The sequence below is a fragment of the Leisingera sp. S2M4 genome, assembly GCF_055398055.1.
Genome location: NZ_AP040861.1, coordinates 2,887,491 through 2,909,344 on the forward strand (window position 1 = coordinate 2,887,491; position 21,854 = coordinate 2,909,344).

At 64.4% G+C, this 21,854-nt stretch carries 22 protein-coding genes; 10 read left to right on the plus strand and 12 right to left on the minus strand.

Going from position 1 to position 21,854, the window contains the following annotated elements:
* Nucleotides 1–149: 149 nt before the first annotated feature.
* Together ACZ52D_RS14005 and eno are read left to right on the plus strand one after the other, a co-directional pair.
* Entirely contained in the window at nt 150–1,061 is a 912-nt protein-coding gene (locus ACZ52D_RS14005) for a DMT family transporter (protein ID WP_417472319.1), read from the plus strand.
* A gap of 170 nt (nt 1,062–1,231) precedes the next feature.
* Nucleotides 1,232–2,506, plus strand: a complete 1,275-nt coding sequence (gene eno, locus ACZ52D_RS14010) for a phosphopyruvate hydratase (RefSeq protein ID WP_464441680.1) — start codon at nt 1,232–1,234, stop codon at nt 2,504–2,506.
* A 440-nt stretch (nt 2,507–2,946) separates the two neighbouring features.
* On the opposite strand, the gene ACZ52D_RS14015 is transcribed toward eno, so the two are convergent.
* From ACZ52D_RS14015 to mazG, 4 genes are all read right to left on the minus strand, one after another.
* Nucleotides 2,947–3,222 carry a hypothetical protein gene (locus ACZ52D_RS14015; RefSeq protein WP_222453423.1) on the minus strand — a complete coding sequence of 92 codons (276 nt, stop codon included), beginning with the start codon at nt 3,220–3,222 and terminating at the stop codon, nt 2,947–2,949.
* Between the two features lie 161 nt (nt 3,223–3,383).
* Nucleotides 3,384–3,833 carry a GNAT family N-acetyltransferase gene (locus ACZ52D_RS14020; RefSeq protein ID WP_417472317.1) on the minus strand — a complete coding sequence of 150 codons (450 nt, stop codon included), beginning with the start codon at nt 3,831–3,833 and terminating at the stop codon, nt 3,384–3,386.
* The gene (locus ACZ52D_RS14025) at nt 3,830–4,771 is read right to left on the minus strand and encodes a nucleoside hydrolase (RefSeq protein WP_464441681.1); all 942 of its coding nucleotides are present in this window, start codon (nt 4,769–4,771) and stop codon (nt 3,830–3,832) included. Before ACZ52D_RS14025 ends, ACZ52D_RS14020 begins: the two co-directional genes overlap by 4 nt.
* Nucleotides 4,772–4,928: 157 nt before the next feature.
* On the minus strand, nt 4,929–5,750 hold the full coding sequence (mazG, locus tag ACZ52D_RS14030) for a nucleoside triphosphate pyrophosphohydrolase (RefSeq protein WP_464441682.1): 822 nt from the start codon (nt 5,748–5,750) through the stop codon (nt 4,929–4,931).
* Between the two features lie 63 nt (nt 5,751–5,813).
* On the opposite strand from mazG, the gene ACZ52D_RS14035 reads away from it, so the two are divergent.
* From ACZ52D_RS14035 to ACZ52D_RS14055, 5 genes are all read left to right on the plus strand, one after another.
* Nucleotides 5,814–6,977 carry a M20 aminoacylase family protein gene (locus tag ACZ52D_RS14035; protein WP_464441683.1) on the plus strand — a complete coding sequence of 388 codons (1,164 nt, stop codon included), beginning with the start codon at nt 5,814–5,816 and terminating at the stop codon, nt 6,975–6,977.
* Nucleotides 6,978–7,077: 100 nt separating this feature from the next.
* Entirely contained in the window at nt 7,078–8,046 is a 969-nt protein-coding gene (speB, locus tag ACZ52D_RS14040) for an agmatinase (RefSeq protein WP_222453418.1), read from the plus strand.
* The gene (gene speB / locus ACZ52D_RS14045) at nt 8,039–8,986 is read left to right on the plus strand and encodes an agmatinase (protein WP_222453417.1); all 948 of its coding nucleotides are present in this window, start codon (nt 8,039–8,041) and stop codon (nt 8,984–8,986) included. The genes speB (ACZ52D_RS14040) and speB (ACZ52D_RS14045) overlap by 8 nt, the downstream gene beginning before the upstream one ends.
* 73 nt (nt 8,987–9,059) lie before the next feature.
* Nucleotides 9,060–9,482: a DUF1499 domain-containing protein gene (locus ACZ52D_RS14050; protein WP_222453416.1), complete on the plus strand. Its 423-nt coding sequence runs from the start codon at nt 9,060–9,062 to the stop codon at nt 9,480–9,482.
* A 325-nt stretch (nt 9,483–9,807) separates the two neighbouring features.
* A complete protein-coding gene (locus ACZ52D_RS14055) occupies nt 9,808–10,212 on the plus strand; it encodes a hypothetical protein (RefSeq protein WP_464441684.1) in 405 nt (134 codons plus the stop codon).
* A gap of 61 nt (nt 10,213–10,273) precedes the next feature.
* Here the strand turns inward: ACZ52D_RS14055 and ACZ52D_RS14060 are convergent, their stop codons facing one another.
* Complete coding sequence (locus ACZ52D_RS14060) at nt 10,274–10,609, minus strand: hypothetical protein (protein ID WP_464441685.1); 336 nt, start codon at nt 10,607–10,609, stop codon at nt 10,274–10,276.
* A gap of 59 nt (nt 10,610–10,668) precedes the next feature.
* Between ACZ52D_RS14060 and prfA the strand changes: the two genes are divergently transcribed.
* The 3 genes from prfA (at nt 10,669) to ACZ52D_RS14075 (ending at nt 13,526) form a co-directional block, all read left to right on the plus strand.
* Nucleotides 10,669–11,724 carry a peptide chain release factor 1 gene (gene prfA / locus ACZ52D_RS14065; RefSeq protein WP_464441686.1) on the plus strand — a complete coding sequence of 352 codons (1,056 nt, stop codon included), beginning with the start codon at nt 10,669–10,671 and terminating at the stop codon, nt 11,722–11,724.
* Between the two features lie 2 nt (nt 11,725–11,726).
* Nucleotides 11,727–12,578, plus strand: a complete 852-nt coding sequence (gene prmC / locus ACZ52D_RS14070) for a peptide chain release factor N(5)-glutamine methyltransferase (protein WP_464441687.1) — start codon at nt 11,727–11,729, stop codon at nt 12,576–12,578.
* Nucleotides 12,579–12,791: 213 nt separating this feature from the next.
* Nucleotides 12,792–13,526 (plus strand): DUF4167 domain-containing protein, encoded by a 735-nt coding sequence (locus ACZ52D_RS14075; RefSeq protein ID WP_464441688.1) that lies wholly within the window; start codon nt 12,792–12,794, stop codon nt 13,524–13,526.
* A 205-nt stretch (nt 13,527–13,731) separates the two neighbouring features.
* Here ACZ52D_RS14075 and ACZ52D_RS14080 read toward each other — a convergent pair whose 3' ends face one another.
* The 7 genes from ACZ52D_RS14080 to lptF all read right to left on the minus strand — a co-directional run bounded on the left by ACZ52D_RS14080 (nt 13,732) and on the right by lptF (nt 21,842).
* Nucleotides 13,732–14,295 carry a GNAT family N-acetyltransferase gene (locus tag ACZ52D_RS14080; RefSeq protein ID WP_464441689.1) on the minus strand — a complete coding sequence of 188 codons (564 nt, stop codon included), beginning with the start codon at nt 14,293–14,295 and terminating at the stop codon, nt 13,732–13,734.
* A gap of 6 nt (nt 14,296–14,301) precedes the next feature.
* A complete protein-coding gene (gene rsmA, locus ACZ52D_RS14085; protein ID WP_464441690.1) occupies nt 14,302–15,153 on the minus strand; it encodes a 16S rRNA (adenine(1518)-N(6)/adenine(1519)-N(6))-dimethyltransferase RsmA in 852 nt (283 codons plus the stop codon).
* An 85-nt stretch (nt 15,154–15,238) separates the two neighbouring features.
* Nucleotides 15,239–16,210, minus strand: a complete 972-nt coding sequence (pdxA, locus tag ACZ52D_RS14090) for a 4-hydroxythreonine-4-phosphate dehydrogenase PdxA (protein WP_464441691.1) — start codon at nt 16,208–16,210, stop codon at nt 15,239–15,241.
* Nucleotides 16,207–17,466, minus strand: coding sequence for a peptidylprolyl isomerase (locus ACZ52D_RS14095; protein WP_369924805.1), 1,260 nt, complete (start codon nt 17,464–17,466; stop codon nt 16,207–16,209). Before ACZ52D_RS14095 ends, pdxA begins: the two co-directional genes overlap by 4 nt.
* Nucleotides 17,451–19,631 carry an LPS-assembly protein LptD gene (locus ACZ52D_RS14100; RefSeq protein ID WP_464441692.1) on the minus strand — a complete coding sequence of 727 codons (2,181 nt, stop codon included), beginning with the start codon at nt 19,629–19,631 and terminating at the stop codon, nt 17,451–17,453. Before ACZ52D_RS14100 ends, ACZ52D_RS14095 begins: the two co-directional genes overlap by 16 nt.
* Nucleotides 19,615–20,718 carry an LPS export ABC transporter permease LptG gene (gene lptG, locus ACZ52D_RS14105; protein WP_464441693.1) on the minus strand — a complete coding sequence of 368 codons (1,104 nt, stop codon included), beginning with the start codon at nt 20,716–20,718 and terminating at the stop codon, nt 19,615–19,617. The genes ACZ52D_RS14100 and lptG overlap by 17 nt, the downstream gene beginning before the upstream one ends.
* Nucleotides 20,715–21,842: an LPS export ABC transporter permease LptF gene (gene lptF / locus ACZ52D_RS14110; protein ID WP_417472291.1), complete on the minus strand. Its 1,128-nt coding sequence runs from the start codon at nt 21,840–21,842 to the stop codon at nt 20,715–20,717. Before lptF ends, lptG begins: the two co-directional genes overlap by 4 nt.
* Nucleotides 21,843–21,854 lie beyond the last annotated feature (12 nt).

Here is a 21,854-nt window from a genome sequence, read left to right on the forward strand (position 1 = left end):
TAATGCGCCGTTGCATCACGAATGGTGATGCGACGCCCCACAGCAAGTCATGGGCGCAGGTCGCAATCAGAGTTGTCGCGCCGCAGAATTGTCGCTTTTGTCCCCGGACGTCCGGCACGCCCGCCGGCAAGCAACAGGAGCGCGCTTCAATGAACAATCTGCATGGCATTCTGCTGGTCATCGCGTCGATGGCGTTCTTCACGCTTGAGGACATGTTCATCAAGCGCCTGTCGGGCTCGCTGCCGGTGGGCCAGATCCTGATGCTGCTGGGCATGATCTGCGCGCTGGTCTTTGCACTGTTGGCCAAGTCCCAGCGGGCGGCGCTGTTTGCGCCGGCTGCCTGGCAGGTGAAGCCGGTGATGCGCGCCGCAACCGAGATGGTTTCGGCCATGGCCTTTGCAACGGCGCTGGCGCGGGTCGAGATCTCCACGGTTGCGGCCGTGTTCCAGGCGACGCCGCTGGTCATCACGATGGGGGCGGCGCTGTTTCTGGGCGAGGACGTGGGCTGGCGGCGCTGGTTGGCGATCTGCACCGGTTTCGCCGGGGTGCTGTTGATCATCCGACCGGGGCTGGACGGCTTTGAGCCCGCGGCCCTGCTGGTGGTGATTGCGGTGTTGGGCGTGGCGGCCCGGGACTTGTTGACGCGCACGATGAACAGCGCGGTTCCGTCTTCAGTCGTGAGCTTTCAGGCCTATATCACGCTGATCCCGGCGGGCGCCTTGTTGCTCGCCTTCACGCCGGGCGATGCCCAGATGCTGGAGGGCGTGGAATGGGGCATGTTGCTGGGGGGCAGCCTGTTCGGCGTCCTGGGGTACTACGGGATCGTGGTGGCAATGCGGGTTGGGGATGCGGCGGCGGTGACACCGTTTCGCTACACGCGGTTGCTGTTCTCGATCCTCGTGGGCGTGGTGGTCTTTGGCGAGCGGCCCGACGCGCTGACCCTGGCGGGGGCAGCGCTGATCATCGGTTCCGGGCTTTACACCTTCGTGCGCGAACAGCGGCTGGCGCGCCAGGCCCGGCGGCGGGCGGCGCAGCTGCAGGCCGGTCGCGCCACGGCCTGATGCCCGCATCCCCATCCTGCGCTGACCGTTGGCGCAAACAGTGAAATGTTAGCCCTAAACTCCCGAGAATAGGTGCGTTAGCGATAACGAGGGCGGTTTACTTTTCCGCGCCGACTGCTATGACGCTGGCAACGGAACGCGCCGCTTTTGGCCCAATCAAGGATGGACAGATGAGCACCATTATCGACATTCACGCCCGCGAAATCCTCGACAGCCGGGGCAACCCGACGGTGGAGGTCGACGTCGTGCTGGAAGACGGCACCATGGGCCGCGCCGCGGTGCCCTCGGGTGCATCGACCGGCGCCTATGAGGCGGTGGAAAAGCGCGACGGTGACACGTCCCGCTACATGGGCAAAGGCGTGCTGGAAGCGGTGGCCGCTGTGAACGGCGAGATCGCCGAGGAGCTGGTGGGCTTTGACGCGACCGAGCAGGTCGCGGTGGACCAGGCGATGATCGAGCTGGACGGCACCGACAACAAGGGCCGCCTTGGCGCCAACGCCATTCTGGGCGTCTCCATGGCGGTGGCGAAAGCGGCGGCGGATTTCACCTCGCAGCCGCTCTACCGCTACATCGGCGGCGCCTCTGCCCGCGTGCTGCCGGTGCCGATGATGAACATCATCAACGGCGGCGAGCATGCCGACAACCCGATCGACATCCAGGAATTCATGATCATGCCGGTGGCCGCGGAAAACATCCGCGACGCGGTGCGCATGGGCTCCGAAGTGTTCCACACCCTGAAGAAAGAGCTGTCGGCGGCGGGGCTGAGCACCGGCATCGGCGACGAGGGCGGCTTTGCCCCCAACATCGGCTCTTCCCGCGAGGCGCTGGACTTTATCCTCAAGTCGATCGAGAAGGCGGGCTACAAGCCGGGTGAGGAAATCTACCTGGCGCTCGATTGCGCGGCGACCGAATACTACAAGGACGGCAAATACGTTCTGGCGGGAGAGGGCAAGACCCTGACCTCGGAAGAAAACGCCGACTACCTGGCGGCGCTGGTCAACGACTATCCGATCATCTCCATCGAGGACGGCATGTCCGAAGATGACTGGGATGGCTGGAAGCTGCTGACCGACAAGATCGGCGGCAAGGTGCAGCTGGTGGGCGACGACCTGTTCGTGACCAACCCGGCCCGTCTGGCAGATGGTATCGAGCGTGGCGTGGCCAACTCGATGCTGGTGAAGGTGAACCAGATCGGCACCCTGACCGAGACCCTTAAGGCGGTCGATATGGCGCATCGTGCGCGTTACACCAACGTGATGTCGCACCGCTCGGGCGAGACCGAGGACGCCACCATTGCCGATCTGGCAGTCGCAACCAACTGCGGCCAGATCAAGACCGGCTCGCTGGCGCGCTCGGACCGGTTGGCGAAATACAACCAGCTGATCCGCATCGAGGAAATGCTGGGCGAAGTTGCGGAATACGCAGGTCGTTCCATCCTGAAGTAAGCGCAGGACCCAATGACGTCGGCGGGCTCGCTCCCGCCGTGGCCCCGCCAGGAAACTGGCGGGGTTTTTCGCGAGCGCGCGGCAGTTGCCCAAAAAACCTGTCCTTCTGTGGCCGTGGTCACAGAAGGGTGCGGTGGTTTTATGGTAAATTTTCGGTGTGCAGCGCGTTTGACGTTGCCGGAAAGGGGAACAGGCCATGACCATGCGAACGCTTCGCACAGTCGCAATCTGTGCATGTCTTTCAGCACTTTTGGGATGCAGTTACACCGGGAGTTATCCGTTCAGCGGCGCTCCGGTTTCGGAGGCTGATCCGGTACATCGGATGAATATCGTTTCGGTAACGGCCTTGCCACAGGGGCTGTAAGTACCGCGAGGCCGAAGACGCGGTGGCGCTGACGCCCTGAACGGGCCGGGGTAGGGCGTCAGCGAGGGCGATCAGATCAGCACGGTGCGGTGTAGTAGGTGCCGTCACCGCGGGAATAGGCGCACTGCTTGGTCTGGTTGTTCTGCGCAACCATGGTGCCGGCAGCGGCGCCACCAAGTGCTGCGATCAGCTTCCAGTCGTCGTCAGCCTTCAGCGCGTCGGCGGCAATCAGGCCAGCGGCGGCACCACCGGCGACACCGGCCACGGTGCGCTGTTCCGGCGTCATGTTGGTGCAGGCGCCCAGGCCCAGGGTAGCAGTGCTTGCAAGAACGGCGATCCAGCGGAAGGTCATGTAAAGTCTCCATTTGCATAGGTTCATGCAGCCCGCTGTCGGGCCGCAGATGACAGTAGAACTCTTGCTGTGAGAGAATTGTTCCGCAAAAAGTGAACGGCTGGCGGGAACAGGCGGAAAACCGCTGTGCCCCCTGTTTCGCCGTGGCCAGGGGCGCGCCCTCAGAGGTCCTTGGTCATCAGGATGTAGTTGGCGCGCGGCTGGAACCGGGTGCGCAGGTAGAGCCGCTGGGCGGTTTCATTGGTGCGGTCCACTTCAAGATGCAGGGCCCGCAGGCCGGCGGATGCCAGTGATTTCGGCAGTTCGGTCAGAACCTCGGTTGCGATGCCGCGACCGCGTACGGCGGGGCGGATGTAGAGCTCATCGACGAACCCGTCCATGCCGCCAAATTCGACCGACCAGCCAAAGGTAATGATGATGTAGCCGATCGGTGCCCGGGTGGGGCCGATCAGGTAGACCGCACCGTAGGGGTGCCCCTCCAGCAGCGGCGCGATTCCGGCGCGGCGATGCTCATCGCTGCTGTCCAGGCCGGTTTCGGCGTGAAAGGCGGCGACCAGAGACAACACCTGGTCAAGGTGCTCGGGCTTGGCGAGATGCAGGGCGGCGCTCATAGCCGCGCCAGCCGTTGTGTCAGCAGCTCGAAGAAGCCGTCCGCATCGGCGTCGCCGATGAACAGCGCGTTGGGCGTCCGGTCCGTCACCCGCCACCAATCGGCGACGGTCATGCCCAGAGTGAGATCAGAGCGGGTCTCGACCTCGACATTGACGTGGCGGCCGGAAAACAGCTCGGGCCGCAGCAGCCAGGCGATGACGCAGGGGTCATGCAGCGGCCCGCCTTCGGAGCCGTATTTTTCCACGTCGAAGCGTTCGAAGAAGTCCAGCATCTCGGCCGTGAAGTGACCAACCCGGCTGTCCAGTGCGCGGATCGCCTCGATGCGCGGTCGGGTGGCCAGCACCTTATGTGTCACGTCCAGTGGCATCACGGTGATGGGTGCGCCGGATTTGAACACGATTTCAGCCGCTTCCGGGTCGACGTAGATGTTGAATTCGGCCGCGGGGGTGATGTTGCCGACCTCGAAATAGGCGCCGCCCATCATCACCACTTCCTGCACGCGGCTGATGATGTCGGGGGCGGTGTTGAAGGCGGCGGCGATGTTGGTCAGCGGCCCCAGGGTGCAAAGCGTCACGGTGCCGGGATCGTGGCTGCGCAGCGCATCGATGATGGCGTCGACCGCGGAACCCTCCGCCAGTGGCATTTGCGGCTCCCACAGTTCCGGGCCGTCGAGGCCTGTTTTCCCGTGCACGTGTTCTGCCGTTACCAGCGGCCGGTGCAGCGGCGCAGGGCAGCCGGCGTAGACGGGCACATCGGTGCGTCCCGCGGCCTCTAGCACGATGCGGGCATTGGTCTGGGTGCGGTGCAGCGGGACGTTTCCGGCCACGCAGGTGATGGCCAGCAGGTCCAGCTCCTCGGGGCTGGCCAGCGCCAACAGGATGGCGACGGCATCGTCTTGTCCCGGGTCGGTGTCGATGATGATCTTTCTGCGGCTCATGGTCCTCTCCGCTGTTGATTGGGCATCCATCGGTGCGGTCGCGGTGGCGGATTGATCCGCCTTGTCTGGCCGGGGCGGGGGGCTTGGTGTTCCTGCCAGCGGCGGTGCGGGGTTGCGATGCCGGATTTCGAGTATTTGAAGAAAGATGAAAGCCGGGTCAGGCTTCGCCGCGCTCGTCCGCCTTGACCGCCTCCCACAGCGCGTCCATTTCGGCAAGGTCGCTGTCCTCGGGGCGTTTGCCGCGGGCGGCGAGCCGGGCCTCGACGCCCTCGAAGCGGCGGGTGAACTTGGCGTTGGCGGCGCGCAGGGCGGCTTCGGGCTCCACTCCCAGATGGCGGCCGAGGTTGGCCATCACGAAGAGAAGGTCGCCGAATTCCTCTTCGACCTCGGCTTGGGTGAGGCTGTCGCGGGCCTCGACCAGCTCGGCGCATTCCTCGTGGATCTTGGCGATGACGTTGTCGGCCGAGGGCCAGTCAAAGCCGACCCGCGCGGCGCGTTTCTGCAGCTTGTAGGCGCGCAAGAGGGCGGGCAGGCCGATGGCGACCCCGTCCAGCGTGCCAGTCTCGGATTTGTCGGCGCGCTCGGCCGCCTTGATTGCCTCCCAGTCCCGGGTCTGCTGTTCGGAAGATTTCTCACGGCTCTCGTCGCCGAAGACATGCGGGTGACGGCTGACCATCTTGTTGGCCATGGTGGTGACCACGTCCTGAAAGGTGAAATGCCCCGCCTCGGCGGCCATCTGGGCGTGAAAGACCGACTGGAACAGAAGGTCGCCCAGCTCGCCCTTCAGCTCATCCCAGGCTTCGCGTTCGATGGCGTCGGCAACTTCGTAAGCCTCTTCAATGGTGTAGGGAGCGATGGAGGCGAAGTCCTGCTCGATATCCCAGGGGCAGCCGGTCTTGGGGTCGCGCAGGCGCGCCATGATTTCCAGCAGGCGTTCGATGCCGGCGGTTTCGTCGTGGATCAGGTCAGTTTCGGGCATTGCGGCTCAGCTTGGTTCAGTGTCAGATGCATCATCCCGAGTCTGGAACAGGAGTCCACCCCCATGCCGGTCGTCAACCGAATTGCCGATTATGCCGATGAAATGAAGACCTGGCGGCGGCATCTGCACCAGATCCCGGAACTGGCGCTGGACCTGCCCAAGACCGCGGCCTTCGTGGCCGAGCGGCTGCGCGAGATCGGCGTGGACGAGCTGCACGAGGGCATCGCCACCAGCGGCATGGTGGCGATCATCAACGGTCAGGGCGAGGGGCCGACCATTGGCCTGCGCGCGGATATGGATGCGCTGCCGATCCCGGAAGAAACCGGTGCCGATTATGCCTCGACCCATGCGGGCAACATGCATGCCTGCGGCCATGACGGCCATACCACCATGCTGCTGGGGGCGGCGAAATACCTGGCGGAGACGCGCAACTTCAAAGGCCGCGTGGCGCTGATCTTCCAGCCCGCCGAGGAAGCGATCGGCGGGGCCCGCATCATGGTCGAGGAAGGCATCATGGAGCGCTTTGACATCGGCGAGGTCTACGCGCTGCACAATGCGCCGGGTCTGCCGGTCGGGCAGTTCCTGACCACGCCGGGCGCGCTGATGGCGGCGGTGGACACCTTTCACATCCATATCCAGGGCAAGGGCGGTCACGGCGCCATGCCGCATGAGACCCGCGACCCGGTGATGGCCGCCTGCGGGATTGCCCAGGCGATCCAGACCATCGTCAGCCGCAACCACCACACGCTGGAGGACCTGGTGGTCTCGGTCACCCAGATCCACACCGGCACTGTCGACAACGTGATCCCCGACACCGCCTACATCAACGGCACCGTGCGCACCTTCAATCCGCAGGTGCAGAAGATGGTGATGCAGCGGATGCAGGAAATCGTGGCGGGGCAGGCCGCCAGCTACGGCGTCGAGGCGGAGCTGGAGTATGAGGTCGGCTACCCGGCGACCATCAACGATGCGGAAAAGGCCGGGTTCGCCGTGGAGGTCGCGCGTGAAATTTCGGGCACCGACAATGTCGAACCTGACGGCGGCCGCGAGATGGGGGCAGAGGATTTCTCCTATATGCTGCAGGCCCGCCCCGGTGCCTATCTGTTCCTGGGCCAGGGCGAGAGCGCCGGGCTGCATCACCCCAAGTATGACTTCAACGACGAGATCGCGCCGATCGGTGCCTCCTTCTTTGCCCGGCTGGTGGAGCGCGCGCAGCCCCTGAGCTGAGCAGCAGCCGCTGCGGAGAGGTGACAAGCGCGCCGGAAGCCGGTATTTGATCAAATTACTGGCGGCCATCCGGCCGCGTTCACAGCAGAGAGGTGACGACATGGCGCTGGAAGATGCCAAAACGCAGGTTGACCAGGCTTTTACCCGGGATGATCTGAAAGGGCTGACGTTCGAGAATACCTTTGGCGGGGCGCTGTCCTTCCTGCGTCGCCGATATACCAAGGACCTGACCCATGCCGATATCGCGGTGACAGGCGTGCCATTTGATCAAGCCGTCACCAACCGCCCCGGCACCCGGCTGGGACCGCGGGCGATCCGCGAGGCCAGCGCCTTGCAAAGCCCGGATGCGCCCTATGGCTGGGGTTATGATCCGCTGAGCGAGCTGGCAATCGTCGACTATGGCGACCTGGCGTTCGACTATGCCAATGTTCCGGCCCTGCCGGAGACGCTGACGCAGCACATCCGCGGCATCCTGGAGACCGATACCGCATCCGTCACGCTGGGCGGTGACCACTACATCAGCTTTCCGATCCTGAAGGCCTATGCCGAGAAATACGGCCCGATCTCGCTGGTGCAGTTCGACGCCCATACCGACACCTGGCCGGATGATGATTTCTCCCGCGTCGATCACGGCACCATGTTCTACAAGGCGGTGAAATCGGGGATCGTGGATCCGGCGACCTCGGTGCAGGTGGGCATCCGTACCACCAACGAGGACACGCTGGGCGTGAACATCATCGACGCCCCCACCGTGCATGAGATCGGCCCGGATGAGACCGCGCGGCGGATCAGGGAGATCGTCGGTGAGCGCCCCGCTTACCTGAGCTTTGACATCGACGGGCTGGACCCGGCCTATGCGCCCGGCACCGGCACGCCGGTCTGGGGCGGGCTGACCTCGGCCCAGGCGGCGCGCATCCTGCGTGGCATTGCGGGCATCAATCTCAAGGGCGGCGACGTGGTCGAGGTCTCTCCCCCCTTTGACACCACGGGTGCAACTGCTATTGCCGGGGCACATGTGGCGATGGAGATCATCTGCCTTCTGGGCTGGAACATGAGGGACAATGACTGAGTTCAATCAACCGATCAGCGGAAATGACCTGGCGCGGTTTTCGGGCCCGAACACCTTCATGCGGCTGCCGCAGGCAACCTCGCTGGAAGGTCTGGACGTGGCGGTTCTTGGGGTGCCGATGGATATCGGCACCTCCTGGCGGTCGGGGACACGCTTTGGCCCCAAGCAGATCCGTGCCGAAAGCGCGATGCTGCGCCCCTACAACATGGCGACCGGCGCGGCGCCCTTTGACAGCCTGAACGTGGCCGATATCGGCGATCTGGCGATCAACACCTTCTCGCTGCCGGATTCGCTGCGCATCATCCAGGAAAGCTATGAGGCCATTCTCTCGGGTGGGGTGATCCCGATGGCGATGGGCGGCGATCATTCGATCACCCTGCCGATCCTGCGCGCCATTGCCGACAAATACGGCCCGGTGGCGCTGGTGCATGTCGATGCCCATGCGGATGTGAACGACGAGATGTTCGGCGAGCGCGAAACCCACGGCACCGTGTTCCGCCGTGCCTACGAGGAAGGGCTGATCGTTCCCGACAAGACCTATCAGATTGGCATCCGTGGCACCGGCTACGCGGCCACCGATTTCTCCGAGGCGCAGGGCTGGGGCTTCCAGCACTTTCCGGCGCAGGAGCTGTGGGGGCGCTCGCTGCACCAGATGGGTGCGGAAATTCGTCGCGATATCGGCAATAGGCCGGTCTATGTCTCTTATGATATCGATAGCCTTGATCCGGCCTATGCGCCGGGCACCGGCACGCCTGAAATCGGCGGGCTGACCACGCCGCAGGCGCTGGAGCTGATCCGTGCGCTGCGCGGGATCAATATCGTCGGCTGCGATCTGGTCGAGGTCTCGCCGCCCTATGATCCCTCGGGCAATACGGCACTGGTTGGCGCCAACCTGCTGTATGAGCTGCTGTGCGTGCTGCCGGGAGTAAAGACGAGGTAAGCGACCGGCGCTGGGCAGGACCTGCCGCCGCGGCGGGCGCGAGGAGGAGGCAGGGCTTGACCTTGATTGCGCAATGAAGCGACTGATGCTGCTGGTCTGGCTGGCCCTGGCTGCAGTTGTCGCTGTGCTGGGCTTTATCCGCTTGGCGCCGAGCGATCCCCTGGACTGGAACACCCAGCCGGAACTGTCCGAGGACAAGGAGTTTCAGGGCGGCGTCTTCCGGGTGGTGCGCACCGGCCCCGGCGGGCTGGAGCGCTTCCATCAGATCGCCAGCTCGGCGCCGCGCACCAGTGTTCTGGCGGGCGGGCCGCAGGACGGCATGGTGACTTATATCACCCGCACCCAGGTGCTGGGCTTCCCCGATTACACCACGGCTGCGCAGGATGGCGACTTGCTGAAGGTCTACGCGCGCCTGCGCTTTGGCCGCTCGGACCTGGGGGCCAACCGCGAGCGCATCAACCGATGGCTGGCCGAGATGGAGTGGGACGCGCCCTGATCTTCTCGGCGGTCCTCCCGCCGGTTCGCGGGTTTCTTGCAAAACCCCTCACCGTTGGGCGTGGCACCGCGCAAGGGCGCGGTGCGGGCGCTTCCCCGCGAAGAAACTGGCTGTGTTTCGGTGCTGTCAGGGATCAGAGCTCCCCTTAAGGCGTGTCCCGCGTGAGATCGTCATTCCGCGTCAAGGGCAAGCTACGCTGGCCTGCGGTCGCTGCGCCACTATTGATCAGGTGTTGCGCGAAGCAATGGCGGGGCTTTCCATTGCTGGGAGGTGACTGTAGGCTGGGCGAAAGAGCATTGTTTTAATTGGATAAAGAGGGATTTCCATGAGCAAGAAATTTACCGGGCCGGGGTTGACGCTGGCCTGTTGCGCGCTGTTGGCTGCCTGCGGTGGTGCCCCCGCGAGCAATGAGCTGCGTTTCAACTATGACGGGAATGGCCGGTTCAGCGGTGGTGCCGGTGCTGACTGGACCGAGCAGGAAATCCGCTCCCACGCCGCGAACACCTTGTGCGGCAATCGTGCGGTTGCGGAGTTCCAAGTCTCCGTCCTGCCAACCGCACCGGATTACAAGATATTTTCGGGCAGATGTGCCGCTGGGGGACCTGCCGCGGCCATCGCGGGCACAGGCCAGGACCACATCGTTGCTCAGCCGCCGACCACATCAGCGCCGACAACGGTGCCGACGGCAAGCAGCGGCGTCTGGGACGGCTCCACCCCATTCGTGGACTAAAGTGACGGGGCGGGGATGCCGGGAGCAGCCAGGGCATTCCCGTTGAGCTTCTGCCCGCCCGCTACAGGCGGCGCGGGTCTGGCCGCGAAGGGGGCGCGAGCTGGGGCAGCTCCGGCGGCGAGGGCGATACCGAGGGGGCTGTGGGCAGCGAGGCCGACAGGCAGCTGCTTTGCACCTCGCGCCACATCGGCACGTTCAGCGACATCTGGCACTGCGCCATGAACATGCGCCCGTCCACCTGCAGGCAGCGCATCTCGCCCAGTTCGACGCGGGCACCGGATTTATCGGTGCAGTAGCAGTCGATGGTTTTGCCACCCGGTCCGGTCACATCCGCCAGCGCGGCTGTGGAAGGCAGGCCCATGAAGATTGTGCTAATAAGGACTCTGGCATGTCGCATGGCTCTAGCATATCACATGGGGGTCAACTGCCAAAACATGAACAAGAATAGGCGCGTCCATGATCCCCGAGGAACGGCTGGAACAAATCCTGCAACGGTTTCAGTATCTTGAAGCTGCCATGGCGGATGGCGCCGGGGGCGGCGACATTGCGGCCCTCGCCAAGGAGTATTCTGACCTGCGCCCGGTGGCCGAGCAGGTGAGCTCCTACCGCAAGCTGCTGAGCGATCTGGCGGAGGCCGAAGCGATGCTGGGGGATCCGGACATGAAGGATCTGGCCGAAGAAGAGATCCCGGCGCTGAAGGCCGCGATCCCCGAGGCCGAGCGCGCGTTGCAGCTGGCGCTGCTGCCCAAGGATGCGGCCGATGCGCGCCCGGCCATGCTGGAGATCCGCCCCGGCACCGGCGGCGACGAGGCGGCGCTGTTTGCCGGAGACCTTCTGCGCATGTACCAGCGCTACGCCGAGGCGCGCGGCTGGAAGTTTGACATCATCGAAGAGCAGGCGACCGAACTGGGCGGCATCAAGGAAGTCGTGGCGCATATCAAGGGCGAGAATGTCTTTGCCCGGCTGAAGTATGAATCCGGCGTCCATCGGGTGCAGCGGGTGCCTGCGACCGAAAGCGGTGGGCGCATCCACACTTCGGCCGCCACTGTGGCGGTGCTGCCGGAAGCCGAGGACGTGGACATCCAAATCGATCCGAATGATCTGCGGATCGACACCATGCGGTCGTCCGGCGCGGGCGGGCAGCATGTGAACACCACCGACTCCGCCGTGCGGATTACCCATCTTCCTACCGGCATCGTGGTGACGAGCTCGGAAAAATCGCAGCACCGCAACCGCGAGATCGCGATGCAGGTGCTGAAGGCGCGGCTTTATGATGCCGAGCGGCAGCGGATCGACAGCGAGCGCTCGGCGGACCGCGCCAGCCAGGTCGGCTCGGGCGACCGTTCGGAGCGTATCCGCACCTACAATTTTCCGCAGGGCCGCATGACCGATCACCGCATCAACCTGACGCTTTACAAGCTGGAGCAGGTGATGGGCGGTGACCTGGACGAGGTGATCGACGCGCTGACCGCGGACAACCAGGCGCGGCTTCTGGCCGAGATGGGGCAGTGACCATGGCGGAAACCGCAGCACAGGCGATGGCGGCGGCAACGGCACGGTTGCGGGGGGCAGGGGTACCCGACCCGGCGCGGGACGCGCGACTGTTGCTTGCGCATGCGGCGCGGATCGAGGCCAGCCGGGTCACGCTGATCGCGCCGGAAGAGCTGGAGAGCGAAGTTGCAGAACGGTATGAACAGCTGATTTCGCTGCGGGCGATCCGCGTGCCGGTGTCGCACCTCTTGGGGGAACGGGAGTTCTACGGGCGTCGCTTCAAGGTGTCGCGGGACGTTCTCGACCCGCGCCCGGAAACCGAGATCCTGATCGAGGCCGCCTTGGCGCAGCCCTTCACACGGGTTCTGGACCTTGGATTGGGGTCGGGGTGCATCCTTGTAACTCTGCTGGCCGAACGGCCGGGGGCAACGGGGCTGGGGGTCGACATCAGTGAGGCCGCCTGCTTGCAGGCCAGCGCCAACGCTGTCTTGCACCGGGTGGAGGCGCGTGTGGACATTCGCCAATCGGATTGGTTTTCCGACGTCGAGGGGCGCTTTGACCTGGTCGTGTCCAACCCGCCCTATATCGCGCTGGAAGAAATGGAGGGGCTGTCGCGGGAGGTGCGGGAGCATGAGCCTGACATCGCGCTGACCGATGGTGGCGACGGGTTGGGTGCATATCGGATGATTGCGGCGGGTATCGCGGCGCACCTGGAGCCCGGTGGCCGGCTCCTGCTGGAAATTGGCCCGACACAGGGCGCTGCCGTCAGCGCTTTGCTCGAAGAGGCGGGGATGAGCGGTATCACCGTTCTGCCGGACCTTGATGGCCGGGACCGGGTTGTCTGCGCGCATTTGCCGCCTTTCAGCGAAAAATAGCGCGATAAATAGGGTTTTCGTCAGAAAAAACGCCGAAAACCCCATTGTGCCCCTTGTCTGAGGCTCCAAAAACGGGTTACTCAAAGAAAGCCGCTCGAGGAGAATGCCTTATAGGCGTTCCCGCGGCTACAAGCCCAAAATAGCTGATGATCCGGCGCTGAGGCGCGCATGTTTGGGTCTGCGGCGCATCAATTCAAGGCTGACGTTAGGCAGATGAGATCTTCCAAATCACGTTCACGTTCCAAGTCGAACCGTAACCGCCCGAACGGCGCCAATGTCGTGAACCGCGTGTTCGACAGCTCCGGCCCCGAGGGTAAGGTGCGCGGAACCCCGCAGCAGATCATCGATAAATACAACCAGTTGGCCCGTGACGCCCAGCTGAGCAATGACCGTGTTGCGACCGAGAATTTCCAGCAGCACGCCGAACATTACCTACGCATGCTCAACGAGGCGCAGCGTGAGATCGAGGCGCGCCGCGAGGAGCAGGAACGTCAGAACCGCGAACGCCAGGCTGAGCGTGACCGCGAGCGCGCCGAACGGCTGGAGCGCCAGGAGCGCGAGGCCGCGGCAGCAGCTGCAGCCCCGGCGGATCCGGCTTCGGCACCCCAGCCCGAGGTGATCGACCCGCGCGGTGACAACGGCAACGGCGAAGGCAGCGGTCTGGTGGAAACGCCGGAAAACCACGGCCAGGAGGATGCCGCGGCCGAGGCGCAGCCCAAGAAGCCAGCGCAACGCAAGCCGCGCACCCGCAAACCGGCCGCCAAGGCCGACGCGAAATCTGACGCCAAGGGCGAAGTGCAGCCCGACGCACAGCCGCAAGCGGGCTCCGACGAGGGCGGCGCGGCCGCTGCCGACAGCAGCGCAGAGGCCAAGCCGGCCAAGAAGCCGCGCACCCGGACGAAACCCAAGCCCAAGCCCGAGGACGGTCCGGCGGAAGCGGCAGAGTAAACCCTTTGCCACGAGCCTGGCCACTCCATGACATCAGGGCTGTACGCTCGATAAAAAGACCCCCGCAGCCCAAGGCTTGCGGGGGTCTTTTTATCTGAGTCCGGCCCGGGCAGCGTAATGGCGCGCAAAAGGCGCAGGTCTTAACTGTGAGGGAAAGGCTTGACCGGTGGTGAGCCTTGAGTGGGTCGCCTGGCCCGAACTCCGCTTACCACAGGGCGGGGTCGTCGAACGGCTGGAGGCACGTGCAGGGCCCCTGCAGCGGCGCAAAGGAGGCGGCATCCGTCGCGGTGTCGGCCGTTGACATCGCCTGCCAACCGACGGGCTGGCTCAGCGGGTGCGGCGGCGGCAATTCTTGTGCCGTCACCTGACGAAAGCCGAACCGGCCATAGTATGCGGGATCGCCGTAGGTGACCGCAATCTCTGTACCGTCCAGCCGCAACTGTTCCAAACCAAATCGGATCAGGGCCGAGCCAACGCCCTTGCCTTGCCAGTCTGGATGCACGGCAACCGGTGACAGCAGGGCCACGCGGCGTTTGTCCTGCGCGTAGTGCAGCGGAGAGAACAGAATACAGCCCGTCAGGGTCTGTTCCTGCTGGGCTGTGAAGACCAGTACATGGTCCTTAGCAGGCGCGGCCAGCAAAGCGGTCACCAAACCTGCTACCAGAGTGCCTTCCTCTGCATTAGCAGCGTCGGTAAAGGCCGTTTGGAACAGCTGGGAGATCGGCTTTGTCTCCGGAGAGGCTGGGGCGGAGAACTGCATGCCTGCCATCCGGGATCAGCGTTGCGCCGCGGCTGCCACGTGGCGTGCCAGCGCGCAGAAGGCTTCGAGGCTAACCTGCTCTGCCCGTTCGGTCGGGGGGATGCCCGCCGCATGCAGCAGGTCTTCGATCTCGGGAGAAATGCCCTTGAGCGAGGCGCGCAGCATCTTGCGACGCTGGTTGAAGGCGGCGGCGACAACGCGGTTCAGCACCGCCGCATCGGCTTCGAAGCGGGGCGCGGGCAGGGCATCCAGATGGACCACGGCGCTGGAGACCTTGGGTGGCGGGGTGAAGGCACCGGGAGGCAGCGACAACACGATCCGCGCATCGGCACGCCATTGCGACAGGAGTGCGAGGCGGCCATACGCCTTCGAGCCGGGCTGGGCGACGATGCGCTCGGCCACTTCGCGCTGGAACATCAATGTCAGGCTTTGCCAGAAAGGGGGCCAGTCCTTTGGCGTCAGCCAGCGCACCAGCAGTTCGGTGCCGACATTGTAGGGCAGGTTGGCGGCGATGCGGATCGGCGGCGTCAGATGCGCCAGCGTGTCGATCTCCAGTGCGTCACCATTGATGACGTCAAACCGGCCCGGATAGGCGTCGGCAATTTCCTGCAGCGCGGGAAGGCAACGGGCGTCCTTTTCTACTGCGAGCACCCGCCGGGCGCCTTCGGCCAGCAGCCCACGGGTGAGGCCCCCCGGCCCGGGGCCGATCTCCAGTACGTCGCAGCCCGACAAATCCCCCGCCTGACGGGCGATCTTGGCGGTGAGGTTGAGGTCCAGGAGGAAATTCTGGCCCAGCGACTTTCGCGCCGACAGCTGATGCTTCGCGATCACCTCGCGCAGGGGGGGCAGGGAGTCGATTGCGCTCATGTGGCTGAGGTACCTTGGGGCAGGGCGCAGGGCGCGCACGGGAAGGGGATGTTGCGGCTGGGGATATGTCCCGGCAGGCAAAGAATCAAGAGCTGGCAGCCATGGCCTGCGCCAGCTTCAACGCTTCGATCAGGCTGGTCGGGTTGGCCTTGCCGCTGCCCGCGATGTCAAACGCGGTGCCGTGGTCGGGTGAGGTCCGGATGAAGGGCAGCCCCAGCGTGACATTGACGCCGCGATCGAAATCCAGCGTCTTGATCGGGATCAGCGCCTGGTCATGATACATGCAGACCGCAGCGTCATAACGCGTGCGGGCGGCGGCGTGAAACAGCGTATCGGCGGGATGCGGGCCGGTAACGGCCAGCCCTTCGGACTGCATCTGTCGGACCAAGTCATTGATCCAGTCCAGTTCTTCATGGCCCATGGCGCCGCCTTCGCCCGCGTGGGGGTTCAGGCCGGCCACCGCGATGCGTGGGGCTGCGATGCCGAATTGCCGTTGCAGGCCGAGCGCGGTGATCTCGATGGTTTCGCGCAGGAGGGCAGGGGACAGAATGGATGGTACATCGGCGAGGGCAATGTGGATGGTGGCAGGCACCACGCGCAGCTGCGCGCTGGCCAGCATCATCACCACGCGCTCGCATCCCGCCAGTGCTGCCAGAAACTCCGTGTGACCGGGATAGGCAAAACCGGCGCCGTCGATCAACGCCTTCTTGTGGATGGGGGCCGTGCACAGGGCTGCGGCCTCGCCTGCCTGCACCAGCTGGACCCCGGTCTCGATCGCGCGGATCACACCTGCCGCATTTGCGGGGTCGGCCTGACCTTTGCCCGTGCTGCCCTGAAAGGGCAGCCGCAGGACCGGCATCGCATCCGTGCAGGCGGACAAGGCTTCCATCGGCGCGGTGATTTCACGAATGGGGGTGCCCGGAGGCAGGTGACGGGGATCGCCGATCCAGAAGAACGGGCAACTGTCGCGCAAGGTCGCCCACGCCTTGGCGGCGATTTCCGGGCCGATCCCTGCGGGTTCGCCGCAGCTGAGTGCAATCGGCCCGGTGCGGGTCATTTGATCTCGATGCGCGCGTTCGCACGCAGCTGTTGCAGGTAGCTGTCGGACAGGGAGGTCATCCGCTGCACCGTCAGCGCATTCGCCACCGCCTCACGGGTGGCGCCTTCGCCCAGATCCGCAGTGCGGCCGCAGAGCATCAGCACCATCAGGGTTTCGCCGTTGTTGCGGCTCAGCGCGGTCGAGGTTTCACCATTGTCGAGCTTGGCGAGCTCCAAAGCGATGTCATTTGGGATCTCGGCGGGCGGCAGGCTGTGGATTTCCAGCACGGAGGGATCTTGGTCCTTCGCCAGCCCGTAGAAATCGTCGCAGGTGTCAACGCTTTGGGCGACTTTGCGCGCCTTGGCCAGGTTTTCCGGCGTGCGCGGGCCGGGCAGGTAGTAGGTTGCGTATTCGATGGCTGTGTAGCGGGGGGCTGCCCCTTCGACTTCGCGCACACCGCGCATCTGGAACAACGCGATCGCGCCCTGCAGCGGCATCGGTTCGGAAATTTCACCCGGCTTCAGGGCCAGCACCACTTCCTGCAATTGCGGCGGCAGTTTGGTCAGCGTGACCCATGGCAACCGGCCGCCCTCGTCGCGGCTGGCGGCGGCAGAATACTGCGCGGCAGCGGCCGAGAAGGCGTCATACCCCTTGAGGCGGGAGACGTGCTCCACCAGTTCTTCGACCTGGGCGGCGTTCTGTTCTGTTAGCGGCACAATAAATTCCGACAACAGCACCTGCACGGTGCCGCTGCCGGCCTGCCCCATGGCGCGGTCAATCTCTGCGGCTGTGGGGCGGGCGCGGGACAGGAAGCGGGCTCGGGTGTATTCCCGCCAGCCAAGGCCCACCGTGGTGAAATCGCGCAGCGTCTGCGGGTCGACACCGTTCTGGCGCAGCACCGTCAGAAAGTCGTTCAGAGACAGGTTGGCGCGCCCCGCCAGTTCTTCCATGCCCTTGGTGATTTCTTCCTCGTTGGGCAGAATACCGGCCTGCTTCAGGACTTCGAGTTTCAGCCGGTCGTTGATCAGCTCCTTGCGGGCGGTTTCCACCGGATCGCCGGGAACCCGCAAGGCGGCCTGGAAGCGGGCGCGCTGTTCCAGTTCGTAGCGGGTGATGACCGCATCGTTGACCGTGATCGCCGGGGCAAAGAGGTTCTGCGCGGCGGCGGGCAGGCCGGTCCAGGCCAGCCCGGCAGCCAGTGTCAGCGCGGCTGCGGTGTTGAAAGCGCGGGAAAGGATGGATGCCGGGAACCGGGATTTCACGTCTTGCTGCATGACCGCCTGTACTGTTTGCTGCCGCTGTTCACGGAAAAACCGTTCAGCGAGATGGTAAAGCCGAAATCCGTCGTCGGCTCAACACTTGTTGTCGAGGTATAGCGACGGTTGACCGAAACGTCGACCGTCACGCATTCGTTGCTGTAGGCCACCCCAAGCCCTGCGCGGGTGGCGCGGGCATCGGACACATCATATCGCAAGCGGGCGCTGGCCGACCAGTTCGGGTTGAGGTCATAGCGACCATCGAGCCAGAGTTCCGAGGTCTCTTCGTCGCGTTCTTCGTCCGGGTCGGTGCCCAGCCAGAGATAGGTGCCCGACAGGCTGGAGCGGTGGGTGGTCCAGTCGCCGCGCAGCTCAGCCTTGGAGAAGTTGAACGACCCGTTCAACAGCCCGCGTGTTGACAGCGCCAGGCCTTTGCCGAACTTGATCTGCCCGGCCAGCAGCAGGTCCGAGGACGTGCCCCCAAGACCCGAGCTTTTGGTAAAGCGCGGGTCAGCTTCGCTGCGCAGAACATGACCGGCGGTGGCGTAGGCCTGCCAGCCGCTGGGGGCGTAGCGCGCCCAATTGGCCCCGTACACCAGCGTCAGCCCGTCTTCGCGCGCATCCGCCTCCGCAAAGCGGGACAGAGACAGCAAGTTGCCTTGATCGAATTCGACGAAACGGCTCTCTTCACTGGCGACGTCACCGCTGCCTTCATTGCGCCAGCCAATCTGCAGGATGGGCTCCAGATACTGGGTGGCGCCAGAGGCCTCCTGGCGTGTCATCGGCAGGCGGAATGTCACCGCGCTGCGCGGCGTGAACCGGGTCAGCCTTTCGGTATAAAAGCTGTCGTCATAAGAGCGGAAGGCGTCGGCGGCCCCGCCAATTTCCCACTCGGCCAGGATGCCGTAGCCAAGGCGCCAGCTGCGGCGCCACTCGATGTCGGCGGTCAGCCGGGTCAGGTCGCGGCCGTTGCTGGCGGTTTCCGTCCCTTCGAGACTGGAGCTGCGGTGGTGGCCGTGCCCCTGCAACGTCAGCCGCAGCTCGCCGCCCGTCAGGGCCGGATGATGGCGGGTCTGGTAATAGACCTCGGCGATGCCGGAGGGAATTTCGCTTTGAATTTCGCTGTCCCGCAGCGTCTTGTAGTGCGTCAGCGATGCGCGCAGAAGGCGATCGCGGCGGGCCCGCTCCAGAACGATGTCAGACCGCAAGCGGTCGAGATCGGGGAGGCCGTAGTCAGCAAGATAGGCATCGTCGGAAACGGTCTTGAAGTCGAAGCTGAGCTGATAGTCGCGCGGCAGCTGAAAGCGCCCCTCGAGGAAGGCATATCCACGGCCTTCGCCACTGTAGAGATCGTCGCGGGTATAGGCGCCGTTGAACTCGATCCGCCCAGTGCGAAAAGCCTGGCGGTAGCGCAGGTCCAGAGTTCGGGTGCTGGAGGAGATATAGGGCGCCAACGTCAGGTCACGGTGCGGGCCGAGCGTGAAGAAATACGGCAGCTTGATGCCGGTTCCGAGGTTGGAGGTGGAGCGCAGCGACGGGATCAGGAAACCGGTGGCCCGATCCAGTGACGGGTCCGGCAGGCGCAAGGCCGGGAAATAGACAACCGGCACATCGAGAATGCGAAACTGGGCGCTTTCGAAATACAGCTGTCGTTCGAGTTGGTCGTGGGTGACACGTTCGGCGCGGATCTGCCACAACGGAGGGCGCCCGTCGTCGCAGACATCACAGGAGGTCGCGGCGGTCTTGTACAGTTGCGTATAGCGCCCGCCGACACGCGACATCTGCAGCGAAGCCAGCTGAAGTTGCTGCTGAAACACCATGCGCGCGCCGGTCAACAAACCGTTGCGCAGATCGCGGTCCAGTTCCGCGGCGCTGGCCAGAATGGTGATCGTATCGCCTTGGTCGATGCGGATCGGCCCCTCGATGTCGAGGGTGCCGGTGGTTTGGTCGAAGGTGATCTTCGCGGCGCGGAGGCGGGTGTCGCCCTGGAAGGCTTCGACGTTGCCCTCGGCGACCAGCGTGCGGTCCGGCGTGATGAACAACTGGTCGGCGACCAGCATCGCAGGCGCGGTCTGCTCCTGCTGTGACACTGCCTGCGCCTGTACAGGCGCGTCAGCGAGCGCCAGCCAGGGCAACACGGCGGAAAGCAGCAGCCTGTGGCGCAAATTACCCGTCTTCGGCATGAAGGAGCAGTCCCAAAGTCAAAAGTATCGCGGCAACGGGGGGCGCCCAGGCCGCAAGGGCCACCGGGATCTGCCCGTTCTCGCCAAGGATTTGCGCGAAATTGCGGATGAAATAAAGCCCGAATCCCAGCAGGACGGCCATCAACACGGCAAGTCCGGTTCCGCCGAAGCGGGCATGGCGCATGGTAAAGGCAGCGCCGACCAGCACCATCGCGATCAGGAACAGTGGTCGGGCGAGTTGCGCCTGGTAGAGCACCTCGTATCGTTTGGTGCTGAAGCCAGCCTGCGAGAGTTCGCGGATGGTGGCGGGCAGATCATAGATAGAGATGCCACTGGAGGTGCCCAGCGTGTCGCGGATGCGATCAGTTGTCAGCGTCGTCGGCAGGCGCAGTTCGGCGTGCCGCACGGCGCCACCTTCCGGGTTCAGACCGGCCACCAGTGGCCAGGATTTAACGTCCTTCAAGATCCAGACACCATCTTCCAGCCGTGCCGAATCTGCGGTGATCCGGCGGACTGGGCCGCTGTCCTGCGCGTAACTGTGGATCGACACATCGTGCAAAGTGATCTCGGCAGCGTCGCCGCTGTAGCCCTTGGCGTGGATCACCGACTGGCCCTGGCTGCCGCCCTGACGCAGCCACAATCCCTCGCCGCTGAGCGACAGCGCCGAGGGGCCGCCATTGCGGTAGGTCTCCGCCAGGTCCTGGTAGCGATTGGTGGTGGCCGCCACGATCGGGTTCAACATGCTGACCGCCAGCCCGCCAATCACCGCGGCCACGAGAACCGGCGCCGCCAGGGCCCGGATGCCGGAGCGGCCGACTGCCCGGGTCACCACCAGTTCGCTGCTGCGGGCAAGGCCGACAAACAGCACGATGGTGCTGAGGATCATGATCAGCGGCAAAAACTCACTGAGCGCCGCAGGCAGGTTCAACAGGGTAAGGCCGATCAGCTGAGCCATGCTCAGATCGGCCGAATCGAAACGTCGGATCTGCTCGTTGAGATCGATCAGCAGCACCAGCGTCATCAGCACGGCGACAATCACCATGAACCATTGAACAAAGCGGCGCGCATAGTAGAAATCGAGCGTCATGCGGCGGCCTCCGGCGTCGCGGCGAGGATCCTTTTGGGCCGCCCCGCGAGGATCAGGAACACCAGCGCGAGCGCCAGACCCAATGCGGTCGGCGCATAAATCAGCGGCCACAGGTCGGGGTTCTTCACAACCGGTTCCGACACCACGCCGCGCAGCCCTTCGATGAAGATCAGGATGACAAACGCCAGCATCGCCTGACGCCAGACGCCAAACCGCGAGAACGTGCCGAGCATCAGCGTGGCGAAACCAATCAGGGTAACCGCGATACAGACCAACGCGCGGGCGAACCGCAGGTGCAGTTCCTCGGCCTGGGCGCCGGGGCTGTGGCCGTCCTTTTTCTGTACCTCCGCGCGGTTGCGCAGCAGTTCCAGGCTGGGGATGGCGCGGATATTGCGTGCGGAACTCTCAGCTTTGTTTGCCAAGACACTGATATCGTATGAAAAATCAGAAAAGAACGTGGTCGACAGCTGCTGGTTTCGGTGCGTCAGACGCTGCGCCATGCCTTCGACCATGATGAGGTGGGCACTGTCCTCGTCCCGGACCAGGAAGGCACGCGCGCCGGTGTAGGTGACGGTGACCTCGGGGTCGCGCCGGTCCGACAGGAACACGTCATTCAAGGTGCCGTCAGGATCGATCTGGCGGATATAGAAGGTCACCCCGTTGGCCGGGTGCAGGAAATCCCCTTCGCTCAGCAGTTTTGCGGTGATGTTGCGGGAGACTTCGCTCTCGCGCCGCTCGAGCTGATTGATTGAGGTCGGCAACAGGTAGTGGGTCAGCGCCGACATCATGAGCGCCGTGATGATGCCAAAGACCAGAGCCGGTCGCGCCATCTGCCAGGGGCTGGTGCCCGTCGCCCGCAGAACGGTCAGCTCGCTCTCGCTGTTCAAGCGGTTGGTGACCCAGACCGAGGCGCCAAAGGCGGCGATCGGCAGCACCATTCGGATCAGGTTGGGGAGGGTCAATGCGGTGAATTCAAGAAATACCAGCGCCGACTGGCCATTCCCGATGAGCCGGTCAAACAGCACAACCGCACGATTGACCCAGAACACCGCAACCAGAATCAGCGCGAAGAAGCCGAAGAACAGCAGGTACTGAGACAGTACATATCTGTCATATCTTGACACCCGATCCCCCCA